Raw genomic sequence first — 17,671 nt, 5'->3', positions numbered from 1 at the left:
GTTACAGCTAGCAAGAATTCAAACACATGAGTTGCCTGTAATTACTGGGTTCTTGATCAAGAGCTCAAGGTTATAGGATCAAGCGACTAAGTGCATGTGGTGGATGCCTTGGCGATGTCAGGCGAAGAAGGACGTGCAAGCCTGCGATAAGCTCCGGGGAGCTGGCAATGAAGCTTTGATCCGGAGGTTTCCGAATGGGGAAACCCACTCCGTAAGGAGTATCGTTATCTGAATCCATAGGGTAACGAAGCGAACCGGGTGAACTGAAACATCTAAGTAGCCCGAGGAAAAGAAATCAACCGAGATTCCCAAAGTAGTGGCGAGCGAAATGGGAAGAGCCTGCAAGTGATAATGACTACGTTAGTGGAAGCGTCTGGAAAGTCGTGCCGTAGAGGGTGAAAGCCCCGTACACGAAAACCTGGTCATGGTACTAAGCTTGCGACAAGTAGGGCGGGGCACGTGAAACCCTGTCTGAACATGGGGGGACCATCCTCCAAGGCTAAATACTCGACATCGACCGATAGTGAACCAGTACCGTGAGGGAAAGGCGAAAAGAACCCCGGGAGGGGAGTGAAATAGATCCTGAAACCGCATGCATACAAACAGTGGGAGCCTCTTAATGGGGTGACTGCGTACCTTTTGTATAATGGGTCAGCGACTTACGTTCAGTAGCGAGCTTAACCGAATAGGGGAGGCGTAGGGAAACCGAGTCTTAATAGGGCGATTAGTTGCTGGGCGTAGACCCGAAACCGGATGATCTATCCATGGCCAGGATGAAGGTGCGGTAACACGCACTGGAGGTCCGAACCCACTAGTGTTGAAAAACTAGGGGATGAGCTGTGGATAGGGGTGAAAGGCTAAACAAATCCGGAGATAGCTGGTTCTCTCCGAAAGCTATTTAGGTAGTGCCTCACGTATCACCTTCGGGGGTAGAGCACTGTTTAGGCTAGGGGGTCATCGCGACTTACCAAACCTATGCAAACTCCGAATACCGAAGAGTGCGAGCGTGGGAGACAGACATCGGGTGCTAACGTTCGGTGTCGAGAGGGAAACAACCCAGACCGCCGATTAAGGTCCCCAAGCCATAGTTAAGTGGGAAACGAGGTGGGAAGGCTCAGACAGCCAGGAGGTTGGCTTAGAAGCAGCCATCCTTTAAAGAAAGCGTAACAGCTCACTGGTCGAGTCGTCCTGCGCGGAAGATGTAACGGGGCTTAAACTATGCACCGAAATCGCGGATATGTACTTGTACATATGGTAGGAGAGCGTTCCGTAGGCCGTTGAAGGTGGCTTGTAAAGGCTGCTGGAGGTATCGGAAGTGCGAATGCTGACATGAGTAGCGATAAAGCGGGTGAAAGGCCCGCTCGCCGAAAGCCCAAGGTTTCCTGCGCAACGTTCATCGGCGCAGGGTGAGTCGGCCCCTAAGGCGAGGCTGAAAAGCGTAGTCGATGGGAAACTGGTTAATATTCCAGTACCTCTATGTAATGCGATGGGGGGACGGAGAAGGTTAGGTCAGCCGGGTGTTGGACGTCCCGGTTCAAGCGTGTAGTCGTGCCTGGTAGGCAAATCCGCTAGGCTAAGATGAGGCGTGATAACGAGTGGTCTTGTACCGCGAAGTGATTGATACCCTGCTTCCAAGAAAAGCCTCTAAGCTTCAGTTACATAGAGACCGTACCGCAAACCGACACAGGTGGGCAGGATGAGAATTCTCAGGCGCTTGAGAGAACTCGGGAGAAGGAACTCGGCAAATTAGCACCGTAACTTCGGGAAAAGGTGCGCCCCGGTAGGTTGTAGCAACTTGCTTGCGAAGGCCGATGGGGTTGCAGTGAAAAGGTGGCTGCGACTGTTTAACAAAAACACAGCACTCTGCCAACACGAAAGTGGACGTATAGGGTGTGACGCCTGCCCGGTGCCGGAAGGTTAAGTGATGGGGTGCAAGCTCTTGATCGAAGCCCCGGTAAACGGCGGCCGTAACTATAACGGTCCTAAGGTAGCGAAATTCCTTGTCGGGTAAGTTCCGACCTGCACGAATGGCGTAACGATGGCCACACTGTCTCCTCCCGAGACTCAGCGAAGTTGAAATGTTTGTGAAGATGCAATCTCCCCGCGGCTAGACGGAAAGACCCCATGAACCTTTACTGTAGCTTTGCATTGGACTTTGAACCGATCTGTGTAGGATAGGTGGGAGGCTTTGAAGCGAGGACGCTAGTTCTCGTGGAGCCATCCTTGAAATACCACCCTGGTTTGTTTGAGGTTCTAACCATGACCCGTGAATCCGGGTCTGGGACCGTGCATGGTAGGCAGTTTGACTGGGGCGGTCTCCTCCCAAAGTGTAACGGAGGAGTACGAAGGTACGCTAGGTACGGTCGGACATCGTGCTAATAGTGCAATGGCAAAAGCGTGCTTAACTGCGAGACCCACAAGTCGAGCAGATACGAAAGTAGGTCATAGTGATCCGGTGGTTCTGTATGGAAGGGCCATCGCTCAACGGATAAAAGGTACTCTGGGGATAACAGGCTGATACCGCCCAAGAGTTCATATCGACGGCGGTGTTTGGCACCTCGATGTCGGCTCATCACATCCTGGGGCTGTAGTCGGTCCCAAGGGTATGGCTGTTCGCCATTTAAAGTGGTACGCGAGCTGGGTTCAAAACGTCGTGAGACAGTTTGGTCCCTATCTGCCGTGGGCGTTGGAAATTTGAGGGGGGCTGCTCCTAGTACGAGAGGACCGGAGTGGACATTCCTCTGGTGTACCGGTTATGACGCCAGTCGTATCGCCGGGTAGCTAAGAATGGAAGAGATAAGCGCTGAAAGCATCTAAGCGCGAAACTCGCCTCAAGATAAGATTTCCCGGGGACTCGATCCCCCTAAAGGGTCGTCGAAGACTACGACGTTGATAGGTCGGGTGTGGAAGCGCAGCAATGCGTTAAGCTAACCGATACTAATTGCCCGTGCGGCTTGATCCTATAACCTTGAGTCATCTATGTGTGTGTCACAACCTCAACCTTCTTCTCATTTTATGTTGCAGCGTAAATCTCATTTGGCTGTAACAGACAAGTTATGCTTGGCGGCCATAGCGCTTTGGACCCACCCCTTCCCATCCCGAACAGGACCGTGAAACGAAGTTGCGCCAATGATAGTGCACCCCGCGTGTGCGAAAGTAGGTCACCGCCAGGCCCCTTATTTACGCCCCTTCTACATGATCTCCGTGGAAGGGGCGTTTCCCTTTGTAAAATTAAAAAATAAACTTAATCATTAAAGGGAAGTTTAAAATACACTACACACTCAACTTCAACCCCTCCTCTATTTATATTTAACCTCACTTGGTATCTTCGTAACACCTAAAATAAGTTGAATAGACAGTTATGAGCGCATATCTTCAGTATGAGTCAGGTATAACACAGATTGATGCACGCTATATCCGTCCCGGACTTGCGGCCATTTTTTTGCTTGTCGAAAACGGTCGGGCCGCTTTGATTGAGACGGGATGTAATGCTTCCTTGCCATTCGTATTGAATGTACTTGCGCAACAAAATATTTCACCTGAGTGCATCGATTATGTAATTCCAACACACGTACATCTTGACCATGCTGGTGGTGTAGGAAGCATGATGCGTGCATTTCCTAATGCCAGGCTCGTCGTCCATCCGCGCGGGGCGCGCCATATGATCGACCCCTCAAAACTGGTCGAAGGGGCAACTGCCGTTTATGGGGAAGAGCAAATGGGGCTGTTGTATGGTGAAATACTACCTGTCGATGTAAATCGCGTCATCGAGGCGACGGATAATTTGGTATTGCATTTGTCTGACAGGCCATTGCTTTTTCTGGACGTGCCTGGTCATGCTAGGCATCATGTGGCGATTGTAGATGAAAAGTCTGATCATATTTTTACGGGCGACTCTTTTGGTTTGACATTTTCTGAATTGGATGGAGAACGAGGGCGTTTTGTTTATCTGACAACGACGCCGGTTCAGTTTGAACCTGATGCCATGCACACATCAATAGATCGGCTACTCAGTTACCAACCCTCAGGGATGTTTGTGACCCACTTTGGTGAATTGCGTGACGTTGAACGATACGGAGATGTTCTACATCATCAGATTGACGTCTTTGTAGATATTGCGCGTCAACATCGTGGCCAGCAAAGCCGCACTGAGCGGCACCGCGCGATTCGTAATGCCCTAGGTCAATTTGCTGTTGCGCAAGCACGCGCTCTGGGATGTACATTGGCCGAAGAGAAAATTCTCGAGATCTTGGCGCACGATCTTGAGCTCAATACTCAAGGACTGGGTGTATGGCTTGATACTCGGGATGTGGTGGCGAGCTGACGCAAGGCTTCTGCTGCAGCAAAAAAACCAAAAGATGCTGTAACGCAAACAGATGAACCATATCCTGCGCAATGCAGGCCGCTCAGCGTCGGCGTATTTTCACACGCCATACTATTTTCTGGATGTCTTACTGGTTCTGTTGAAAAAATGGCTCGTACGCCAAATTTTTTCTTGACTTCGCGTGGGAAACCGTATTCTTTGCGCAATCTTGCACGTACTTTTGATAGCAGCGGATCCTGAATCGTGCGTGACAGATCGGCGATCTGGATGCGTGTCGGGTCTGTTTGTCCGCCTGCACCGCCTGCCGTTATGATGGATATCCCCCGATTCAGGCACCAGGCGATCATCGCGGCTTTCATGCGTACTTGGTCAATGGCATCGATAACACAATTGAAACCTTTGTCTAGAACAGTGTTGAAGTTGTCCTGAGTAATGAAATCCTCAATTTCATGGATCTGGCACGCGGGATTGATGGCGCGAATGCGCTTGGCCATGGCCGAGGTTTTTGCCTGACCAAATATGCCGGTGAGTGCGTGGATTTGCCGGTTAACGTTTGATTCGGCCACCATGTCGAGATCGATTAAGGTGATTCTCCCAACTGCCGAACGCGCCAAGGCTTCGGCTGCCCAAGAGCCGACGCCGCCGATGCCGATGATGCAAACATGCGCATTTTCCAGGTGCTTGAACGCCGTGTCGCCATAAAGCCGCCGAATGCCGCCAAAACGGCGTGAACGATCTATATCTTCCGCATCGTTCAAAGAATCATTGCTCATTACTGTTGGGTGTTTCCAAGTTAATTGCCGCTTATCTTCAAATGCGGCTTTAGGAGAGTTAGGCATGGAGCCTTGGTTAAGGGTTTGATACAATAAAAAATTATCCGCAAGCCTGTTGGCGGGTGAATTTTGCCCGGACATTTTATCCGGATTACGATTCAAAACCGAATGGTTCTATAAGGAGATTATGACATGGCTGTTGAGCGTACCTTATCCATTATCAAACCGGACGCTGTCGCTAAAAATGTGATTGGTCAGATTTATGCCCGCTTTGAAAATGCCGGCCTCAAAATCGTTGCTGCCAAAATGGCCTGGCTGTCGGCGCAGGAAGCCGGAGAGTTCTATGCGGTGCACAAAGAACGTCCTTTCTATGCCGAGCTTGTCAAATTTATGACATCTGGCCCGGTAATGATCCAGGTGTTGGAAGGCGAAAACGCAATCGCCAAAAACCGCGACCTGATGGGCGCGACGGATCCTAAGAAAGCAGCGCCGGGGACGATTCGCGCTGACTTTGCCGAATCGATCGATGCTAACGCTGTACATGGCTCGGATGGCCAAGACACCGCTAAAGCCGAAGTGGCTTTTTTCTTTCCGGCAATGGCTGTTTACGCGGGGCGTTGATAGGCATCATACGTCTCCTACACATCAGATGATGACTGCTCAGGTCAATCTGCTTGATTACGACGCGGCCGCACTGACGGCGTTTTTTGCCGATCTTGGTGAAAAACCGTTTCGCGCCAGGCAATTATTGCGTTGGATACATCGTTTCGGGCAGAACGATTTTGCTGCCATGACGGATATCGCCAGGAGTTTGCGTGAACAACTGGTCAGCATTGCCAAAGTTGTACCGCCGGAGATTATTTCCGACAAACTTTCGGATGATGGTACACGCAAATTTCTCTTTGACGTCGGCGGTGGTAATGCTATCGAGACGGTATTTATTCCTGAAGACGATCGCGGCACACTCTGCGTGTCGACCCAGGCTGGGTGTGCGCTGGATTGCGCATTTTGTTCGACGGGAAAACAAGGGTTCAACCGTAATTTGACGGCGGGAGAAATCATTGGCCAGCTCTGGCAAGCCAATTGTTTACTTGGCGCCGACCCCAGGGGCGAGCGCATCATCAGTAATGTGGTGCTGATGGGCATGGGCGAACCATTGGCCAACTTCGACAATACGGTGATAGCGCTGCGACTGATGTTGGATGATCATGCCTATGGGCTATCACGGCGGCGCGTAACCGTATCGACCTCCGGGCTGACGCCGATGATGGACCGCCTGGCAGACGAATGTGCCGTTGCCTTGGCCGTTTCGCTACATGCTGCTGATGACGCCCTGCGCGATAAACTGGTGCCGATTAACCAAAAGTATCCGCTACGGGCGCTGATGACGGCTTGCCGCCGTTATCTGAATAAGGCGCCGCGTGACTTTATTACTTTTGAATACGTGATGCTTGATGGCGTTAACGATAGCGAGGCGGATGCGTACCGTCTGCTTGCATTGGTGCGTGATGTTCCGTGTAAATTCAACTTGATTCCATTCAACTATTTTCCCGGATCCCCTTATCATTGCTCTCCGACACATCGTATCCGGCGTTTTTCCGATATTCTGATGCGTGCTGGTGTGGTCACGACAACACGCAAGACACGCGGTGACGACATTGATGCCGCCTGCGGTCAGCTTGCCGGGAAGGTCAGAGATAAAACACGGCGTAGTCAGCGCCGTATCATTCAATTTCGTGAGGCCAGATTATGATGATTTCCATGAGTCGGCGTATCGTAGCTCGCTTGCTGACAGCGCTTTGCCTGGCGTTGCTGGGTACGGTTTCCCCGGCGATAGCGCAGGAGAATGACTCTTCTCAGTCGTCTGGCGGATTTGGTACGCCGGCCAGGCCCAAAGATGCCTTGACGCGGGCCAAGGCGCATACTGAACTGGCCTCACTTTATTTCCAGAGCGGAAACCTGATTGTTGCGCTTGAAGAGCTGACGCTGGCGACCTCGATCGACCCCGAATATGCGCCCGCTTTTGGCATGCGCGGCTTGGTGCTGTTTTACATCAAAGAATACGATTCTGCGGAAAAAGACTTTAACCGCGCCCTGAGCCTAAATGACCGGGATCCGGAACTGAACAACAACTATGGCTGGTATTTGTGCCAGACGGGAAAAGTGAGCGAATCAATCGCCTATTTCCAGAAAGCGATCAACAATCCTCTGTATCAGACGCCTGAAGTCGCTCACCTCAATGCGGGCGCATGTTATGCAAAACTTGGCGAACTTGATCAGGCCCAGGAATATATCCAGCGTGTGTTGCGATTTGACCCAGACAATCTCCAGGCCAAATTTCAGATGGCTGAAATTAATTATCGGCGTGGGAACTACGATGCCGTGCGTACACAAATGAGCAATCTGATACGTCAGACGGAACCAACTGCTGAAATGCTATGGTTACTGTTGCGTACCGAGCGACGCCTGGGTAATCGTTCAGAGGAAGAAAGCCTGACTGCGCAGCTGCGCCGCCAATATCCAGACTCTCCGGAATATCAGGCTTTGCGGAAAGGAAACTACGAATGAGCCCATCCTCAGAGATTCAATCAGTCGCTTCGGATCGGGCGAATGACTCCGACCAGGCCATGGAGGAATCAGATGGAATGCAGGACACCGGGCCCAGTGCCGGTCAGCGTTTGCGGGAAGCGCGCGAGGCCAGAGGGCTGACGATTGGTGATGTTGCCAGCCGGCTCAAGCTGAGTCCGGGTCAGGTTGCCGCTCTGGAGAATGATGAGCTTTCCCGCATGCACTGCAATACCATTGCCCGCGGTTTCATTCGCAACTATGCACGCCTGCTTGGGCTGGATGCAGCAGAACTGATGGGTGCGCTTGGTCAAAATGTGACTTTGCGGCAAAACGTTCTTACCGTACCTGGCAGTACCAATATTCCGATTCTCGTAGGTGACCAGCTCGTCAGTCACCGCAATCACATATGGATTGCCGCCGGCTTCGGCTTGCTCTTTGCGATGTTGCTCATCTATCTGTTTTTACCTGCGGATTTTGTTCAGACGATGACCTCATCGCTCAAAGGCGTTTTTGGCGCTACGGCTGTTCAGACGGAAACCGCACAGACGCTTACCATACCAGAGTCGTCGTCCTCGTCTTCACCTACACCGGCAACGTCCGCCGTTGCGGCGAATGGGGCGGTTATCAGCCCGCCCGTGATCATTGCGCCCGGCATCGCGCCGTCTGCTCCCGCTGCACCTGTGGATGGCGGTGAAGCAACGCCGGCTGCCCCGGCTGCCAGTGTTGCCGCCAATGTGGAAGACAATGTGCTCAGGTTTTCGTTTTCCCAATCATCTTGGGTGGAGGTCAAGGATCGTAGCGGAAAAGTCATTTTTTCTCAGCTCAATCCCCCGAACAGCCAGCGCGAAGTCAGCGGTCAACCGCCGTTTTCATTATTGATCGGTAACGCCGGCAGTGTCAGCCTGAGTTACCGGGGCAAGCCAGTCGATCTTTCCAAACGCAGCAAGGATGATGTGGCCAGGATAACGCTGGAATGAGTTCAGCGCGCGTAATTCGCCTCATCCGCCGCCGGTTGACACGAGCGGTCGACGTCGGCGGTATTGTCGTCGGCGGCGATGCGCCCATTGTCGTACAGTCAATGACCAACACCGATACGGCTGACGTGTCGCGCACTGCGGCGCAGTGCGCCGAATTGGCGCGCGCTGGGTCGGAGCTTGTCCGTATTACCGTCAATACGCCGGAAGCTGCGGCTGCTGTGCCGGCAATTCGCGCGCGGCTCGATGAACTAGGCGTCAGCGTCCCCTTGATTGGCGATTTTCATTTTAACGGTCACCGCCTGTTGTCCGAATTTCCCGACTGCGCGGCCACTCTGGCCAAGTACCGTATCAATCCGGGCAATGTCGGCCGCGGCAAAAAGCACGACGAGCAGTTTGCACAGATGATCGAGGTTGCCTGCAAATATGAAAAACCGATTCGTATCGGCGTCAATTGGGGTAGTCTCGATCCAGACATCATGACGCGCCTGATGGATGAGAACGCCCGTCGCCCGCAGCCGCGCGATACGGCGATCATCATGCGCGAGGCGATGGTTGCCTCGGCGCTTGAATCGGCCGCCAAGGCCGAAGCGTACGGCCTGCCGGGCGATCGCATCATCCTTTCCTGCAAGGTTTCTGGCGTACAGGACCTGATTGCCGTCTATCGTGAATTGTCGCGCCGCGCCAACTATCCACTGCATCTCGGGCTGACTGAGGCAGGTATCGGTTCAAAAGGCATCGTCGCTTCAACGGCCGCGATGGCTGTCCTGCTTCAGGAAGGTATCGGCGACACCATTCGTGTATCGCTGACGCCGGAGCCTGGTGGCGCGCGTACGCAGGAAGTCGTCGTTGCTCAGGAAATGCTGCAAACCATGGGGCTGCGCGCTTTTACCCCCATGGTAACAGCATGTCCGGGCTGCGGACGCACAACCAGTACTTTCTTCCAGGATCTGGCGCTCACCGTCCAGAACCATGTGCGCGAGTGCATGCCGCGCTGGCGTGAGATGTTTGAAGGGGTCGAAAACATGACGCTGGCGGTCATGGGCTGTGTCGTCAATGGCCCTGGCGAAAGCAAGCATGCCAACATCGGCATCAGCCTGCCGGGCAACGGTGAGGCGCCTGCCGCTCCTGTATTCGAGGACGGTGTGAAGACTGTCACCCTGCGCGGCGAAAACATTGCCGCAGAATTCGTCGCTATCGTCGATCGTTACGTAGCGCGCACTTATCCCAAAAAGCACCAGGCAACTTCATAGGCAAGCTCATGAGCAAAACTATCCAGTCCGTTCGCGGGATGAACGACATCCTGCCCGGCGAATCTGAATTGTGGGAACTGTTCGAGGAAACGATCCGTTGCTGGCTGAAAAGCTACGGCTACCGGCCGATTCGTATGCCCATCGTCGAGCCGACTTCTTTGTTTCGGCGCGCCATCGGTGAAGTGACTGACATCGTCGAAAAGGAAATGTATTCCTTTGAAGACACTCTTAACGGTGAGAACCTGACACTGCGTCCGGAAGGTACGGCTGGTTGCGTGCGTGCCTTGATTCAGCACAACCTTGCGGCACAACGTCCCCAGCGCCTGTACTACATGGGGCCGATGTTTCGCCATGAACGCCCGCAAAAAGGGCGTTACCGCCAGTTCAACCAGGTCGGCGTCGAAGCCTTTGGTTTCCCTGGGCCGGATATCGATGCCGAACTCATCCTCATGGGCGCGCGCCTGTGGGACGACCTTGGGCTGGACGGCATCCGCCTCGAAATCAATTCGCTCGGCCAAAGCGAAGAGCGTGCACAGTATCGCGCCAACCTGATTGCTTATTTCGAGAAATACCGCGATGCGCTGGATGAGGATGCGAGGCGCAGACTCTACACCAACCCTTTACGCATACTCGATAGCAAAAATCCAGACATGCAAGCGCTGATCGCCGAAGCGCCGAAACTCATGGCGCATTTGGGAGCAGAATCCATGGCGCATTTTGAAGGCGTGCAGCAGACGCTACGCGACGTCGGCGTGCCTTATACGATCAATCCCAGGCTGGTGCGCGGCCTGGATTACTACAATCTGACCGTATTCGAGTGGGTGACTGACAGGTTGGGTGCGCAAGGCACCGTCTGTGCCGGCGGACGTTACGATGGTTTAGTCGAACAACTCGGCGGTAAACCGACGCCAGGCTGTGGCTATGCCATGGGCGTCGAGCGGCTGATTGCGCTGATTCGCGATATGGGCGGCAATCCCGCACCGGCGGGCGTCGACGTCTATTTTGTTCACCAGGGTGAAGCTGCTTCGCGGTTGGCGCCGCGCGTGGCCGAGCGTCTGCGTGACCAAAGCATCGACGTACTTTTTCACTGCGGCGGCGGCAGTTTCAAGGCGCAGATGAAAAAGGCCGATGCGTCCGGCGCGCATTTTGCGGTCATCATCGGTGACGACGAAGCCGCAGCTGGTGAAGTGACATTGAAATACTTGCGCGAAACCTCGGCAGACGGTGAAACAGGGCGGCAACAGCGCGTTGCTGTCGACCGTTTGGGTGAAGAAATCATGAATGCACTTTTTGAAGGAGAGGAAACGGATGGCAGCTTATGATCTTGAAGAACAGGAACAGATTGCCGAATTTAAAGCCTGGTGGAAACAGTACGGCTCGCTGCTGACTTTTGTGGTCATGGCTGCGGCGGTTGTCGTGCTCGCCTGGCGCGGCTGGAACTGGTACCAGCGTAGCCAAGCCGAGCAGGCCTCGGATATCTATCAGGCGCTCCAGCAGGCGGTGCAGATTGGAGATACGCAGCGCGTCAAGGCAGCCAGCGGCGAGCTGACCGAGAAATTCAGCGGTACTCGCTACGCAACGCTTGGCGCGCTGGTAGCGGCCAAAGCCACGAAGGATGCGGGAGATACCAAAACAGCCAAGGCTCAATTGCAATGGGCCGTCGATAACGGCGAGGACGAAATCCGCGATCTGGCGCGTTTGCATTTGGTGACGCTGTTGATCGACGAGAAGGCTTACGACGAAGCGCTCAAGCTGCTTGAGGGCAGCGTGACGCCGGCGTTCTCGGCACGTTTTATCGATAGCCGTGGCGATGTTCTTAGCGCACAGGGCAAGAAGGATGAAGCGCGCAAAGCCTATCAGTTGGCGCTGGATACGCTGTCGGGGGCGCAAAATGGTGGTGCCAACTCGCAAAACTGGCAGCTACAGTCCAGCGCCGTATATCGTGAAATCATCCAGCAGAAACTTGATGCACTGGGCACAAAGGGATAAACATGAAGATGCGTGTACTGGCTATTGCGCTTACCGTATTGTCAGGGTGTTCGTCACTGAGTGCGCTCAATCCGTTCTCGTCGGACGACAAACCGCCCAAACTGCAGCCGATTACGGCATCGGCCACTGTCCGTGTTCTCTGGCAGGGAAGTGTTGGTAAAGCTGGGCTGTATGTCTTTACTCCGGCAGTCGTAGGCTCGACGGTTTATGCCGCCGCTGGCAACGGCAGCATTCTGCGTATCGACGCTGGCAAAGTGGCATGGAAAATCAATGCCGACCAGCCCTTGTCCGGCGGCGTTGGCGCCGATGACAATCTGGTTGTCGTCGGTACGCCCAAGGGCGAGATTTTGGCTTTTGCCGCCGCCGATGGGGCATTGCGCTGGAAGGCGCACGCCACGAGCGCGGTTCTGGCGCCGCCGGCTTTGGGCGATGGTCTCGTGGTCGTGCGCAGTGCCGACAATCGCCTGACAGCTTACGATGCCGCCGACGGCAAGCGCAAATGGATTTATCAGCGCCCGATGCCCGCTCTGGCGCTGCGTTCGACGGCTGGGGTGTTGATTGACGGGCCGTATGTATTTGCCGGCTTTCCCGGTGGCAAACTGGTAGCCGTCAGCACCAGTAATGGCGCTGCCGTCTGGGAAGGTACGGTGGCGGTGCCCAAGGGCGTGACCGAGCTGGATCGTATCGCCGATATCACCAGCCTGCCTGTGATCTCCAACGGTACGGTGTGCGCCGTTGCTTTCCAGGGACGTGTTGCCTGTTTTGAGCTCGGTAATGGCTCGCAGATGTGGACGCGCGATGTCTCCAGTGCGGTAGGACTGACGATCAATGACCGGCAGCTTTACGTTACCGACGATAAAGATACCGTGCATGCCTTCGACTTAAGCAGCGGCAGCAGCCTCTGGAAACAGAGTCGGCTGGCCAAGCGTCGCCTGTCGGCGCCTATTGCGCGCGGCGACAAGGTGGCCGTGGCCGATGCGGAAGGCGTTGTGCATTTCCTCTCGCGGGCGGATGGCGCGTTTTCGGCGCGCCTGGCGACGGACGGCAGTGCGGTCATCGCCGCGCCGCAGGCGCTGGGTGCGAATATGGTGGTGCAAACCCGTGGCGGCGGTGTGTTTGCCGTTGAGGTCGAATGAAGCCGACGCTCGTACTCGTCGGCCGTCCCAATGTTGGCAAGTCGACGCTGTTCAACCGTCTGACGCGAACGCGCGATGCCCTCGTCGCCGATATGCCGGGGCTGACGCGGGATCGCCACTATGGTCACGGCAAGCTTGGCGATCGCCCGTATCTCGTCGTCGATACCGGCGGCTTCGAACCGCTCGCCAAGGACGGCATCCTGCATGAAATGGCGCGCCAGACCGAGCAGGCTGTCGCCGAAGCGGATGCCATCGTTTTCATGGTCGACGGACGTGCTGGCATTACGCCGCAGGATAAGGAAATCGCCAAAAAACTACGCAGAAACCCGCGCCCGGTCGTCGTTGCTGTCAACAAGGCCGAAGGCATGGAGCGTGGTGTGGCTGCCGCTGAATTCCATACGCTGGGGCTGGGGGAACCGCTGGCGATTTCCGCTGCGCATGGCGACGGCGTGCGTGCGCTGCTTGAGCAGGCACTGGCGCATTTCCCTGAAGAGGAGGCCGCAGAGGCGGAAGATGAACGGGCGGCTTCACTCAAAGTAGCGATCGTCGGCCGACCGAATGTTGGTAAAAGCACGATGATCAATGCCTTGCTGGGCGAAGAGCGCATGATTGCCTTCGATCAGCCTGGGACGACGCGCGATGCTATCGGCGTCGATTTTGAACGCGGCGGCCGGCGTTATATGCTGATCGATACCGCCGGCTTGCGGCGCAAGGGGCGTGTGTTCGAAGCCATCGAAAAATTTTCCGTCATCAAGACGCTACAGTCGATCGAAGGCGCCAATGTCGTCGTGCTCGTACTGGATGCCCGTCAGGATATTTCCGATCAGGATGCGCATATTGCCGGTTTCGTCATTGAATCGGGACGTGCGCTCGTCATCGCCGTGAATAAATGGGATGGGCTGGATGCCTACCGGCGCAGCCAGATCAAATCGGCGCTCGAAGCCCGTCTGCGTTTTCTGGACTTTGCTGATTTCCACTATGTTTCAGCGCTCAAAGGGCTGGGACTGAACCTCGTCTTCCGCTCGGTCGATGCCGCCTATCGGGCAGCAACGGCCGATCTGTCGACACCGCGTCTGACACGGGTGCTGATTGATGCGGCAGCGCGCCAAACACCGCCGCGCAACGGCATCTTCCGCCCTAAACTGCGCTATGCCCATCAGGGCGGACGCAATCCGCCGGTGATCGTCATTCACGGCAATGCGCTCGATAAGCTCTCTGATGCGTATTCGCGCTATCTGGAGCGCGCTTTCCGTGATGCATTCCGGCTTAAGGGAACACCTTTGCGCATCCAGTACAACACGTCCGATAACCCGTTTGCCGAGCGCAAACCGGCGGAGCGCTCGCGCCGCCGCCCACGGGGCGAAGCGGCGCGTGGAGCGGTCGGGCGGCAGGGAGCGCCAAAGACGGACAGCGCGAAGGCAGGAAAAGTGGTAAAAGTGGCGGCAAAAGCGGTCAGTGGCGAATCCGGAAAATTTGCAAAATCCCCGGAGTCCGGTATCGGCAAGCCGCGGCGGGCGCATAGATAGCGTGTCTGTGATGGCCAGAATACAAGGCTGTATTTAGAAGGCTTGCAGGCAGTTTGCCAGAGAGAGTTGTTCGGAATAATTTTTCGTTTTCTGGCAAATCACTGAGAAATCCATTAAGCTAAGGCATCCCAAAACCAACAACGAGATGTGGAGTTAGACCATGAGCACTAATAAAGGGCAACAGTTACAAGACCCGTTCCTCAACGTTCTGCGCCGAGAACACGTACCCGTGTCGATCTATCTGGTCAATGGCATCAAGTTGCAAGGCCAGATTGAATCATTTGATCAGTACGTTGTTCTGTTGCGCAATACCGTGACTCAGATGGTCTATAAACATGCAATTTCGACAGTCGTACCATCGCGTCCGGTCAATTTCCATTTTCATTCGGAAGGCGACAACGGTTTCTGATCCATTGCATATCCGTTCGTACAAAACCCGTTCCTAGTCGCGGCCTATCTTTTGACCGCAGTGTTCTTTCTGCCCATGCTTTCTATCTGCTTCTACCTGCGGCATACCGATGTTTGAGCGTCCTGCGGCCGGGGGTGAGCGCACTGTCATCGTCCAACTCGATTTCGGTTCCGGTGATTTTGCCGATAGGCTGGAAGAGATCCGTCTGCTGGCCGAGTCGGCGGGTGCGCGTCTATGCGCCGAAGTACAGGGTAAACGCCATAGTCCGGATGCCGCCACCTTTGCGGGTAAGGGTAAGGTACAGGAGATTGCTGCGGAAGTGGCCGCGCATCAGGCCGATCTGGTCATTTTCAACCACGACCTTTCGCCGGCGCAGGAGCGTAACCTCGAACGCCTGTTGCAATGCCGCGTCATTGATCGCACCAGCCTGATTCTTGATATTTTTGCCCTGCGCGCACAAAGTTCAGAAGGCAAGTTACAGGTCGAATTGGCACAGCTCGACCATCTGGCGACGCGGCTGGTGCGCGGCTGGACACACCTTGAGCGGCAAAAAGGTGGGATCGGCCTGCGTGGCCCGGGGGAAACTCAGCTGGAAACCGACCGACGTCTGCTGGGCAAGCGAGTGCGACTGTTGCGCGAGCGGCTCGGACGCCTGGAGCGGCAGCGGGGTGTCCAGCGGCGGGCGCGGATGCGCGGCGACGTATTCAATATTTCACTCGTCGGTTATACGAATGCTGGAAAATCGACGCTGTTCAATGCGCTGACGCATGCCAGTTCGTATGCTGCCGACCAGCTTTTCGCAACGCTCGACACCACTTCGCGCAAACTTTGGCTGCCAGAGGCCGGTAACATCGTTTTGTCGGATACGGTTGGCTTCATCAGCGACCTGCCGCATGCGCTGGTTGCTGCTTTTCATGCGACGCTAGAAGCGACGGCGCAGGCCGACCTGCTGCTGCATGTCGTCGATTCCGCCAGCCCGGCGCGTGACCGGCAAATCGCCGAAGTCGACAAGGTGCTGGATGAAATCGGTGCCGGTCAGGTCCGTCGGCTGGTTATCCTGAACAAGCTGGATCTGACGGGGTTGCCGCCGTCTGTTGAGCGGGATGAGTATGATAGAATCGACCGCGTTCGGGTCAGCGCAAAATGTGGCGCTGGCTTGGATTTATTGCGCTGCGCACTGGCTGAAATTGCGCTTGAGAAACCCCGAACGCCGATGCGGATCGGAGCGCAGGCAGAGGGGGGCTCGCTACGGGTTTGCATACGGAGCGATCATAAAAATGACTGCGGTGCCATTCCTGCGGTCCATGCTCCGATGACAACGGATATAAATGATACCAACACGGATGCTTCCGCATGATTTCATCCACAATCGGACTTCTCATGTCGCTGAATGACCCGCAATGGGGTAAGCGCGGTAATAATAATCAGGGCGACGAAGGGCGCCAGAACCCGCACCAGAACTCAGGCCCCCCCGATCTCGAAGACCTATGGCGCGATTTCAATCGCCGCCTGAACAATGCGCTGGGTAAACGAAATTCGCGCAGTAATAACGATCAGGGCGGTGGCAATGGTGGCGGCCGTCCTCCTGTTGAAATCAGTCCACGCTTTCTCGGCGGTGGTATTACGCTGTTGCTGGCGCTTGGCGTACTAGTCTGGCTGGCCAGCGGGTTTTATATCGTCGATGCTTCGCAGCGCGGCATCCTGCTCCAGTTCGGTCGTTACAAGGAAAGTACAGAACCAGGGTTGCGCTGGCGTTTACCCTATCCGATCCAGTCGCACGAACTGGTCAACGTCTCGGGCGTGCGCACAGTAGAAGTTGGCTATCGCGGCAGCGAACGCAACAAGGAATTGCGCGAGGCACTGATGCTGACCGACGATGAGAACATCATCAACATCCAGTTTGCCGTGCAATATATTCTTAAAAATCCGGCCGATTATATATTTAACAACCGTAATCCCGACGAAACGGTGAAGCAGGCGGCGGAAACGGCGATTCGTGAGATTGTCGGCAAGAGTCGCATGGATTTCGTCCTATATGAAGGGCGTGAGCAGATTGCCGTCAACGCGTCGAATCTGATGCAGAGTATTCTCGATCGTTATAAAACCGGCATCTTGATTTCCAAGGTGACGATGCAGAATGCGCAGCCCCCGGAGCAGGTACAAGCGGCGTTTGACGATGCCGTGAAGGCCAGCCAGGATCGGGAACGCCAGAAAAATGAAGGCCAGGCCTACGCCAACGATGTCATTCCACGGGCACGTGGCACGGCGGCGCGGCTGGCGCAGGAGGCGGAAGGTTACCGGCAGCGCCTGATTGCCACGGCAGAAGGCGACGCCAGCCGTTTCCAGCAGATCCTCAGCGAATATGCCAAGGCGCCGGCAGTGACGCGCCAGCGTATTTATCTGGAAACCATGCAGCAGGTTTATGCCAATACCGGGAAAGTGCTGCTGGACGCCAAGGGGCAGGGCAATTTGCTCTATCTGCCGCTCGACAAGCTGATGCAGGCCGCGGGTGCAGTACCCGGCGGGCAGACGGATGAAACGACGAGTACCGCCGCATCGCCGGTTGAACACGCTTCCCAGCCTGCACCGTTACCACGCCTTACGCGTAGCACCAATAGCGGGAATAGTGCTGGAAATTATTCTGCGTCGCGTGACCGCGACGCCTTGCGCCTGCGCGATCGGGAGGGCAGATAATGCGCCAGGGAATCAATGCCGTTGC

At 55.2% G+C, this 17,671-nt stretch carries 14 protein-coding genes and 2 rRNA genes; 15 read left to right on the top strand and 1 reads right to left on the bottom strand.

Annotated elements, in window-relative coordinates; all coding sequences use genetic code 11:
• Window positions 1-76 precede the first annotated feature (76 nt).
• The 3 genes from ABCS64_RS05705 (at window position 77) to ABCS64_RS05695 (ending at window position 4,324) form a co-directional block, all read left to right on the top strand.
• A 23S ribosomal RNA gene (locus ABCS64_RS05705) occupies window positions 77-2,962 on the top strand.
• A gap of 97 nt (window positions 2,963-3,059) precedes the next feature.
• Window positions 3,060-3,173, top strand: a 5S ribosomal RNA gene (gene rrf / locus ABCS64_RS05700).
• A 188-nt stretch (window positions 3,174-3,361) separates the two neighbouring features.
• Window positions 3,362-4,324 (top strand): MBL fold metallo-hydrolase, encoded by a 963-nt coding sequence (locus tag ABCS64_RS05695; RefSeq protein WP_418890929.1) that lies wholly within the window; start codon window positions 3,362-3,364, stop codon window positions 4,322-4,324.
• Here ABCS64_RS05695 and ABCS64_RS05690 read toward each other — a convergent pair.
• Window positions 4,276-5,097 (bottom strand): tRNA threonylcarbamoyladenosine dehydratase, encoded by an 822-nt coding sequence (locus tag ABCS64_RS05690; protein WP_418891891.1) that lies wholly within the window; start codon window positions 5,095-5,097, stop codon window positions 4,276-4,278. The genes ABCS64_RS05695 and ABCS64_RS05690 overlap by 49 nt on opposite strands.
• Window positions 5,098-5,289: 192 nt before the next feature.
• Between ABCS64_RS05690 and ndk the strand changes: the two genes are divergently transcribed.
• The 12 genes from ndk to hflK all read left to right on the top strand — a co-directional run bounded on the left by ndk (window position 5,290) and on the right by hflK (window position 17,646).
• Window positions 5,290-5,718 carry a nucleoside-diphosphate kinase gene (gene ndk / locus ABCS64_RS05685; RefSeq protein ID WP_418890928.1) on the top strand — a complete coding sequence of 143 codons (429 nt, stop codon included), beginning with the start codon at window positions 5,290-5,292 and terminating at the stop codon, window positions 5,716-5,718.
• A gap of 31 nt (window positions 5,719-5,749) precedes the next feature.
• A complete protein-coding gene (rlmN, locus tag ABCS64_RS05680) occupies window positions 5,750-6,850 on the top strand; it encodes a dual-specificity RNA methyltransferase RlmN (protein ID WP_418891890.1) in 1,101 nt (366 codons plus the stop codon).
• A gap of 8 nt (window positions 6,851-6,858) precedes the next feature.
• Window positions 6,859-7,665 carry a type IV pilus biogenesis/stability protein PilW gene (gene pilW, locus ABCS64_RS05675; protein ID WP_418890927.1) on the top strand — a complete coding sequence of 269 codons (807 nt, stop codon included), beginning with the start codon at window positions 6,859-6,861 and terminating at the stop codon, window positions 7,663-7,665.
• Window positions 7,662-8,642 carry a RodZ domain-containing protein gene (locus ABCS64_RS05670; protein ID WP_418890926.1) on the top strand — a complete coding sequence of 327 codons (981 nt, stop codon included), beginning with the start codon at window positions 7,662-7,664 and terminating at the stop codon, window positions 8,640-8,642. Before pilW ends, ABCS64_RS05670 begins: the two co-directional genes overlap by 4 nt.
• Complete coding sequence (gene ispG, locus ABCS64_RS05665; protein WP_418890925.1) at window positions 8,639-9,892, top strand: flavodoxin-dependent (E)-4-hydroxy-3-methylbut-2-enyl-diphosphate synthase; 1,254 nt, start codon at window positions 8,639-8,641, stop codon at window positions 9,890-9,892. Before ABCS64_RS05670 ends, ispG begins: the two co-directional genes overlap by 4 nt.
• An 8-nt stretch (window positions 9,893-9,900) precedes the next feature.
• Window positions 9,901-11,214 carry a histidine--tRNA ligase gene (gene hisS, locus ABCS64_RS05660; RefSeq protein ID WP_418890924.1) on the top strand — a complete coding sequence of 438 codons (1,314 nt, stop codon included), beginning with the start codon at window positions 9,901-9,903 and terminating at the stop codon, window positions 11,212-11,214.
• Entirely contained in the window at window positions 11,201-11,881 is a 681-nt protein-coding gene (locus ABCS64_RS05655) for a YfgM family protein (RefSeq protein WP_418890923.1), read from the top strand. Before hisS ends, ABCS64_RS05655 begins: the two co-directional genes overlap by 14 nt.
• A 2-nt stretch (window positions 11,882-11,883) precedes the next feature.
• Window positions 11,884-13,017 (top strand): outer membrane protein assembly factor BamB, encoded by a 1,134-nt coding sequence (gene bamB, locus ABCS64_RS05650; RefSeq protein WP_418890922.1) that lies wholly within the window; start codon window positions 11,884-11,886, stop codon window positions 13,015-13,017.
• On the top strand, window positions 13,014-14,543 hold the full coding sequence (gene der / locus ABCS64_RS05645) for a ribosome biogenesis GTPase Der (RefSeq protein WP_418890921.1): 1,530 nt from the start codon (window positions 13,014-13,016) through the stop codon (window positions 14,541-14,543). Before bamB ends, der begins: the two co-directional genes overlap by 4 nt.
• A 160-nt stretch (window positions 14,544-14,703) precedes the next feature.
• Window positions 14,704-14,952 carry an RNA chaperone Hfq gene (gene hfq, locus ABCS64_RS05640; RefSeq protein WP_418890920.1) on the top strand — a complete coding sequence of 83 codons (249 nt, stop codon included), beginning with the start codon at window positions 14,704-14,706 and terminating at the stop codon, window positions 14,950-14,952.
• A 109-nt stretch (window positions 14,953-15,061) separates the two neighbouring features.
• A complete protein-coding gene (gene hflX, locus ABCS64_RS05635; RefSeq protein WP_418890919.1) occupies window positions 15,062-16,309 on the top strand; it encodes a GTPase HflX in 1,248 nt (415 codons plus the stop codon).
• Window positions 16,310-16,332: 23 nt separating this feature from the next.
• Complete coding sequence (hflK, locus tag ABCS64_RS05630; RefSeq protein WP_418891889.1) at window positions 16,333-17,646, top strand: FtsH protease activity modulator HflK; 1,314 nt, start codon at window positions 16,333-16,335, stop codon at window positions 17,644-17,646.
• Window positions 17,647-17,671 lie beyond the last annotated feature (25 nt).

The organism is Dentiradicibacter hellwigii (genome assembly GCF_041770905.1).
GTDB classification, from domain to species: domain Bacteria; phylum Pseudomonadota; class Gammaproteobacteria; order Burkholderiales; family Rhodocyclaceae; genus Propionivibrio; species Propionivibrio hellwigii.
This window is presented reverse-complemented; position numbering and strand designations above follow the sequence as displayed.